Below are 7,696 nucleotides of genomic sequence, written 5' to 3'. Positions count from 1 at the left end.
TTTTCCGTGCCGGTTGCCATCTCGGCTTTGACCGGTTCTTTCTTTTTCTTGGTAGAAGCGCCGATCGGATCGGTCTCTTTTTCACCATCAAAGCGAGCCCCTTCGGCGATCCAGCGGGCGATCAATTGAATCTGCGCCTGTTCCAGAGCTGGCGCGTTGCGGGGCATGCGTTGATTATCGGGAGCAATCAACTTGCGAATGATCAAACTGTTGTTTGGATTGCCGAGAACCAGCAGCACACCGCCGCGGCCTCCCTTCTTCATATCAGCGAACGTATCCAGCTTCAAATTGGAACTGGCACGGTCAGCACCATGACAGCTCACACATTTCTCAATGAAGATCGGTGCAATCTGGGTTTCAAAACTGACTCCCTGATTGGCGGGCGCTCCGGGAGTTCCTTTTCCGTCACCGCCCCCCATTGCTTTCTCAAGCAGGACACGACGCAGCGCGATCAGTTTTTTCGTACTGACCAGAACCGGATCCGTTTCGGGGATCATGGCATCCTCTGCCAGCTTCAACAGTTTCTGTTCTTCCTCATCAGTCAGGGTCTTGGCTTCGTCATACTTTTTCTGTCGGATCAGGAGAGAAACCTTCCCCAGGTTCTTTTTGATCGAGGCCAGTTCCTTTTTCTGTTCAGTCGTTAATTTGGCGGCCTCTGCCGTCAACAGCAACGCCCCAAAACACAACGCCAAAGCAAAGAGGATTCGCGTAAGATGGACAGACCGGTATGACATAACATTCCTCATTGTTTTGAATTCGATAAATTGCTTCACCAAAAAAGCCCCCTGCCCTGCCCGATCACAATATTTTTGAACAGCAGCAGAAGCAGAGTGAAACCGCTGATTGTACTTTGTTCTTCAATCAGACGGAACTCGGCCTCGACGTCTCGTCTATTGAGCCACCTGAGCTTTGATCCGCCTTCGCTGGTTACACGTGTGTCAGATGCATTCTTGTAGAGATCCAGTATAATGTGCCCGACACCGAGAAAAAAGATCTGAATGCAATGAAACACAGATCTGATGAGAGTGTACGACCTCTCCTTGTAACTTAACCTCCCCGATTCCGCTCTGATTCGCCTCTTTTTGACCGTCACCCTCAAGAAAGCCGAGATTTTTCACGCTCTGTTCCGAGACAACCCTGTCTCCGGTTGTCTATAATAAAGTTGAATTGGCAAATATCACAATAACCTCTTACAGAACCTTTACTTCGATGATGTCTCTGACAGCCGAATTATCACAGAAATCGGAACAGCTCCAGCAAATTCTGTCGAACATGGACCGCGTCATCGTCGCATTTTCTGCCGGCGTCGACAGTACCGTCGTGGCAAGAGCAGCATTCCTGGCCCGCGGTGATCATGCGCAGGCGGTCACAGCAGTCAGCCCCAGCCTGGCTGCCGGAGAAAAAGAAGAAGCAATTCGGCTCGCAGAATTGATCGGCATCGCGCATCGTCTGATTTCGACTTCGGAATTCGCCACAGCCGAGTACCGGGCCAATCCACCTAACCGCTGCTTTTTCTGCAAAACAGAACTGTATCAGTTGCTCAGTCATTCCGTAGCCAGCGACGAATGGCAGACGGCAACGCTCGTCAACGGAGCGAATCTTGACGATCGGGGAGATCACCGTCCCGGTATGCAGGCTGCGTCTGACTTTCAGGTCCGCAGCCCGCTGATCGAAGCCGGTTTTACCAAACAGGATGTCAGAAACCTGGCGCAATATTGGGAACTTCCGATCTGGAACAAACCGGCACACCCCTGCCTTTCCAGTCGTATCGCGTACGGCGTGGAAGTGACTGAAGAACGTGTACAGAGAATCGATCAAGGCGAAGCGTTTCTCCGTGAGCAGTTTCAAATCAACGAACTGCGCGTCCGCCTGGAACCGAATGAACTCGCACGCATCGAAGTTCCTCTCACTCAATTACAGAAACTGATCACACCAGAGGCAGTCGTACAGATTACTCAAAAATTTCTGCAACTCGGCTTTCAGAATGTGACGCTGGATCTGCAGGGATTTCGTTCCGGCAGTATGAACAATTTTCTTTCCTTGGACGACCTTCAGATAGCCGCTCAAAAAACCTGAGTTACGGAATTGCCTCTCCGGATTAATTCCCTGACAGAATGAATCGATCAAAAAAGCAATGAACCAAAGGAAACAAGCAGTGGATCCGCATAGTCCTTCTTACATCGACCTTCGCAGCGATACGAAAACCAAACCATCACCGGAAATGCTGCAGGCAATGCTGACAGCAGAAGTCGGCGACGACATGAACGGCGAAGACCCTACCGTTAATCGCCTCGAAGCGATGATCTGTGAAATGCTGGGAAAAGAAGCCGCTGTGTTTGCCTGTTCGGGTACGCAATCCAATCAGATGGGACTGCGGTCTCACTGTCTGCCGGGTGATGAACTGCTGATTCACGAACTGGGGCACATCGCGATCTTCGAAGGGGGCGCACCGGCGATTCTGAGTGGCGTCAGCTGCCGCACACTCACCGGCGAAAAAGGGATGCTGACTCTGGAAAACCTGCGGGGAAAAATTCGCGCCGATGATCAACATCTGACCCGAACCCGATTGTTATGCGTGGAAAACACCACGAATGCCGGCGGTGGCCATTATTACCCGCTTGATCAACTCACCGAAATCTGTGACTGGGCACATGAGAATGGATTGAAGACACACATGGACGGTGCCCGCATCTTTAATGCGACCATCGCGGCCGGGTATTCACCCCGGGAAGTCTGTGCGCCCCTCGATACGATCTCCATCTGCTTTTCCAAAGGGCTCGGCTGCCCGATGGGTTCCATCCTGGCCGGCTCCCGAGAAGAAATTGCCAAAGCACGACGTTCGCGCAAAATATTCGGCGGTGCGCTGCGACAGGCGGGAATTGTGGCGGCCGCCTGTGTTTATGCGCTGGAAAATAATATTGAACGGTTGCAGGAGGATCACGACAATGCCCGTTTCCTCGCCGATCAACTGGCGAGCATTGAAGGCATCTCCGTTTCTCCCGAGGAAACCGAGACCAATCTGGTCTTTTTCGATATTCACCCGGAAATCGGCAACGCCATGCAACTTTCGAAAGCGTTACATGAAATCGGAGTCGGGATCGGCGCGATGGGAAATACGCGCCTCAGGGCCTGTACTCACCTGGACGTCAGCAGAGAAAAAATCGCGCAGGTTCCCGCCGCCATTCGCGAGGTATTGAAATCCGGCATCGAACGTTATCAGGGAATCGCGACAGGCCCTTATGCACGCGGCTAACCGGATCAATTCAACTTAAGCGATTACAACTGAACCACTTAAGAAAAAAGCCGCTGGATGGCTTGAGTTCGGTGTTTTCCCCCTCAATACAATCCGCAAAATCGCTACCAGCCACCGAGGCCTGGGCCGATCTGCGGATTTCTCATTGAGAAATTAAACTTTTTACAATCGCTGCGTCGATGGAATTAAGGTTCAGACTCCCCTCAACGATTGAGGCCGTAAAGACATAGGAACATGTCTTACATTTAAGCCTATATCTCGTTTTTACTCCATTGAGCTGGAGGATGTGCAGGAAGCCATTCTACATTCAATATTGATGACAATCTGAAAACAGGTGTTCTTTTGCTACATTATGCAGCAATCTCACTTGTATTCAGTGAATTCAATGAAAGAATTGGCCATGACTGCAGACTACCAGTTGAATCGATCCCCCGTCTTACGATATCATGAGTCCCATACAGTAACTAATAGTCGGGAGAATTCTCATCCGACTGGTTCAGGCTCACGTGACAGGGGGAATGCCGCCATGGAAGTTAACGGCACCAGTTCTATTTCCGGATCGCTGCCTATTAATAAGCAGATGAGTCCGACTCACACCAACAACAAAGAGGCGCCTACCTCGAGACCGATTTCTTCACCTCAGGATGAATTGGAGATTTCTTCAGCGGGGCGTATGCTGGATGAAATGACGAACAACTCTGATATGCGTGCGGAACGGCTGGCACAAATCAAGGCAGCCATTGATGATGGAACTTACGAGACCGACGAAAAGCTGAATGCGGCTTTAAGTCGTCTGTTAGGTCAGCTTGATGAATCTGAGTAACCATCACTGTGGCTGTAGTAGAGAAATTTAAAAAAGAGGAAGAGCGAAACAGTGCTCAATTTTGAAAGCCTGGAGATTTCTATTTCTCCTACCGAGAAATTCAGAGAGTATCTGGCCACTAAAGGTAAGAGACTGACTCAGGAACGTGAGCTGATCGTTGCTGAAGTTTTCTCGTCCCACGAACACTTCGACGCAGATCAGCTGGTCGAACGCATGAAGATGCAGAAAACCGGACGTCGCGTCAGTCGCTCGACTGTCTACCGCACATTAGGCTGGCTTGAAGAATCGGGGCTGCTGCGGAAGGTCGCGCGGACCAATGATCGTGATGTGTATGAACATGATTACGGCTATCCGCAACACGATCATTTTATCTGCAAAAGCTGTGGCGAATTATTCGAATTTCAGAACGACGATATTGCGAAAATCCTGGAAAAACTCGCTGACGATATTAATTTTCGCATGAACGAACATCGGCTCGAAGTGTATGGCATCTGTGAAGAATGCTCGCGTCCTCCCCAGCGCCGCCATAAAAAACTGGACCTGATCTGAGTTCAACCTAATCAGCCAGCCATGTGTGTTCCGGGAGCAGTTATCGCACATCTGCGGCCTGTTTCAACGGCGTTTGACGGGGATCGCCCGGTAGCCCCGTAACAAAAGCAACATCAGAATCAGCGCGCCCAGCGCAATCCCGGCCAGTATGGCCAGCCCCAGCGCATCACCAAATAAATGACGGATGGAAAACTCCGGCGGCGCACCAGCAACTGTCGAAGGCCATTCAGCCAGCCAGATCCATTTCCACCCCATCAGGACAATTAACGTTGCAGCACACAAATAAGGTCCGTAAGGGAGATACGTTTTTCCTGTCACCATGCGACTGACAAAACCAATCAGCAATCCGCACAACGGAGCCAGGAGCAGAATCAGCAGAATCGGTTGCCAGCCAACAAAACTGCCAATCATGGCCATCAAGGTCACATCACCAAAACCGAGCGCTTCCTGACCGAGTAAAACCGAAGAGACCAGTCTCAAAACCCAGGTGAGACCTCCTCCCGCAATAAGTCCCGCCAGACTCCAGGCCAGACCATGCCAGTGTGAGTGAACCTTGATCCATTCCGGGATATACGGGCCTGACAAGCCAGGAATCGCCTGGTTCCAGTCAACCCATACATGCACGATCTGCAGTTGCCCCGCGATGGTCGCTCCCACGACACCGATCAGCATACCGGGCATCGTAATCTGATCGGGTATCAGATATTCGCGAAAATCAATACTGGTCGCCGCCACAAGCAGAATCAGTAACAAATAATGATATAGCAGACGCCACTCAAACATAAACCCGGGAGGGACAACAGCAGGAATCTCCAGACAACGCTCCTGCACCACCATGAAATAGAACAGGATAAATAATCCGCCGGTTGCCAGCTCCAGCAGAAATTCTGACCGGGGCAGACTGATTAAACACTTACGGCAGCGGTTCTGTAATGGAATCCAGCGTAGCAGGGGAATGAGTTTCCAGCGGGGAAAACGCTCTCCACACGTCTGACAGCGTGACAGAGGCTGTATGGACGGCTTGAGAGACATCCTGCGAACCCAGGCGTTGACGCCTTGCCCGGCAATTGCTCCCAGGACGAACAAGATCCCCAGCGGGATCAAGGGGAGGAGATCCGATGACAAATATCTATTCAAATGTTCCGAAGCGAATGGAATCATATCTTAAACAAACCTGAACAAAACCTGTTACGCTATAGGTGATTTTACGGTAAGGCTTTGTTAGACTGACGCGTTAACTGGTTTGATCGTAAGATCATGTTGGATGTGGATATGGTGAAGTCTGCTGACTCTAATCGCAATTGCGGTTGGATGAAAAAATCAAATTAGATGAAACTGCTCTGAAACAGAATCGTCTGAAATGGTTATTTCCCAAACAGATCGTCCGATCAATTCAGAGAACCAAAGCGCTCGCTCACTGCTTTGATAATTTTTTCGCGCTCGGAAAGGCCCCTGTTATGAGGAGAGTCTACAGACAGATTACGTACTGTACGTTATTAACACTTTGTTTCAGTGTATTGGGAAGCGGCGAGATCTTCGCTGACGAAGGTTCCAGTCCACATCCGCTGGGATCGGGAGCCGAAGCCCCCGCTCAGGAAGCGGCAACAGCGGAATTTAACAGTGCCGACATCGCCTGGATGATGGTTGCTTCCGCTTTGGTTCTAATGATGACGGCTCCCGGACTGGCCCTGTTTTATGGCGGTCTGGTACGGAAAAAGAATATTTTGGGAGTCATGATGCAATGTGTGTTCCTGATGGGGCTCATGTCAGTCATCTGGGCACTCTGGGGCTACAGCCTTGCCTTCGGGTCGGATATTCTGGGGGGCTTTGTTGGTGGTTTTGACCATATTCTGCTCAAAGGGGTGATCCCCACCTGGGAAAACGGTGCTGTTGTCATCCCAGCCAATGGTTCGATCCCTAAATCGCTCTTTATGGTATTTCAAATGATGTTTTTCATCATTACCCCTGCTCTGATCTGTGGTGCATTTGCCGAACGGATGAAGTTCAGTTCGATGGTGGTTTTCTCAGTTCTCTGGGGCACTTTAGTATATTGCCCCATCGCCCACTGGGTCTGGTCTGACACCGGCTGGTTATGTGAGTGGAATGAGAGTGCCCGCTTCCCCGCCTACGATTTTGCCGGCGGAACCGTGGTCCATATCAGTTCCGGATTCTCCGCATTGGTTTGTGCGATTCTACTGGGAAAACGCTTAGGATACGGGCAAGAGCCGATGCCCCCGCATAATCTGACCTATACTTTTATCGGTGCCACGATGCTGTGGGTCGGTTGGTTCGGGTTCAATGCCGGGAGTGCCGTAGGAGCCAATCCAGCAGCCGTCAATGCGTTTGTCGCCACCCATCTGGCTGCAGCGGCCGGAGTTTTGGCCTGGGCTGTTGCGGAATGGTACTATAATGGAAAGCCGAGTATTCTGGGCGCCTGCTCAGGAGCCGTAGCAGGCCTGGTCTGCATTACTCCTGCTTGTGGAACCGTCACTCCGTTATCTGGGATTCTTCTCGGTCTGATTGCGGGTTTTGCCTGCTATTTTGCCTGCACGACGCTGAAATCAAAATTCAAATATGATGATTCACTGGATGCATTTGGAGTGCATGGCGTGGGAGGAACGGTCGGTGCCATCCTCACGGGTGTCTTTGCCACCCGGGCGATTACGGGAAAAGCGGAAGGTTCTGGTTTATTGGAAGGTAATTCCCAACAATTGGTCAATCAGTTTGTCAGTGTCGGTGCGGCGATTGTCATTTCGGTGATTGGAACCGTAATTATTCTGAAGCTGATTGATTTGACGATGGGTCTGCGAGTCAGTAAAGAAGGTGAGATTCAGGGACTTGACCTGAGTCAACATGGTGAAGAAGGATACATTTTCCTCTAAGAATTACGAGAATGAGAACCAGCATCAGGCTGGTTCTCATTCTCATCTTTAGGAAAATGCACGTTAAAAACCTTACAGGCCAATAGTTTTTATTGTTTTTAGCGAAATTAAATTGAGGTATCGAGATTTTCTTTCAAACTCGATATAATAATTAAGTGTGATAGTCGCTTGGGTTTCTGAAAGCGCTGG

7 protein-coding genes are annotated in these 7,696 nt (G+C 50.4%); 5 read left to right on the top strand and 2 right to left on the bottom strand.

The genetic code is table 11. The features are described 5' to 3' along the window. Positions 1-734, bottom strand: a 734-nt coding sequence (locus Q0294_RS20125) for a c-type cytochrome domain-containing protein (RefSeq protein WP_299469033.1), incomplete at its 3' end; no start/stop codon positions are given. A 475-nt stretch (positions 735-1,209) separates the two neighbouring features. On the opposite strand from Q0294_RS20125, the gene larE reads away from it, so the two are divergent. The 4 genes from larE (at position 1,210) to Q0294_RS20105 (ending at position 4,625) form a co-directional block, all read left to right on the top strand. Next, on the top strand, positions 1,210-2,076 hold the full coding sequence (larE, locus tag Q0294_RS20120) for an ATP-dependent sacrificial sulfur transferase LarE (protein ID WP_299469030.1): 867 nt from the start codon (positions 1,210-1,212) through the stop codon (positions 2,074-2,076). Positions 2,077-2,155: 79 nt separating this feature from the next. Continuing rightward, complete coding sequence (gene ltaE / locus Q0294_RS20115) at positions 2,156-3,253, top strand: low-specificity L-threonine aldolase (protein ID WP_299469028.1); 1,098 nt, start codon at positions 2,156-2,158, stop codon at positions 3,251-3,253. Positions 3,254-3,779: 526 nt separating this feature from the next. Continuing rightward, positions 3,780-4,076: a flagellar biosynthesis anti-sigma factor FlgM gene (locus Q0294_RS20110; protein WP_299469026.1), complete on the top strand. Its 297-nt coding sequence runs from the start codon at positions 3,780-3,782 to the stop codon at positions 4,074-4,076. Between the two features lie 51 nt (positions 4,077-4,127). Further along, positions 4,128-4,625: a Fur family transcriptional regulator gene (locus tag Q0294_RS20105; RefSeq protein WP_299469024.1), complete on the top strand. Its 498-nt coding sequence runs from the start codon at positions 4,128-4,130 to the stop codon at positions 4,623-4,625. 63 nt (positions 4,626-4,688) lie between these two features. On the opposite strand, the gene Q0294_RS20100 is transcribed toward Q0294_RS20105, so the two are convergent. Next, on the bottom strand, positions 4,689-5,750 hold the full coding sequence (locus Q0294_RS20100) for an A24 family peptidase (RefSeq protein ID WP_299469022.1): 1,062 nt from the start codon (positions 5,748-5,750) through the stop codon (positions 4,689-4,691). 332 nt (positions 5,751-6,082) lie between these two features. On the opposite strand from Q0294_RS20100, the gene Q0294_RS20095 reads away from it, so the two are divergent. Continuing rightward, positions 6,083-7,507, top strand: a complete 1,425-nt coding sequence (locus tag Q0294_RS20095) for an ammonium transporter (protein WP_299469020.1) — start codon at positions 6,083-6,085, stop codon at positions 7,505-7,507. Positions 7,508-7,696 lie beyond the last annotated feature (189 nt).

The sequence above is a fragment of the uncultured Gimesia sp. genome, assembly GCF_937919775.1.
Classification (GTDB): Bacteria; Planctomycetota; Planctomycetia; order Planctomycetales; family Planctomycetaceae; genus Gimesia.
The sequence above is the reverse complement of the archived record's forward strand: the minus strand, read 5'-3'. Positions and strand labels throughout refer to the sequence as shown.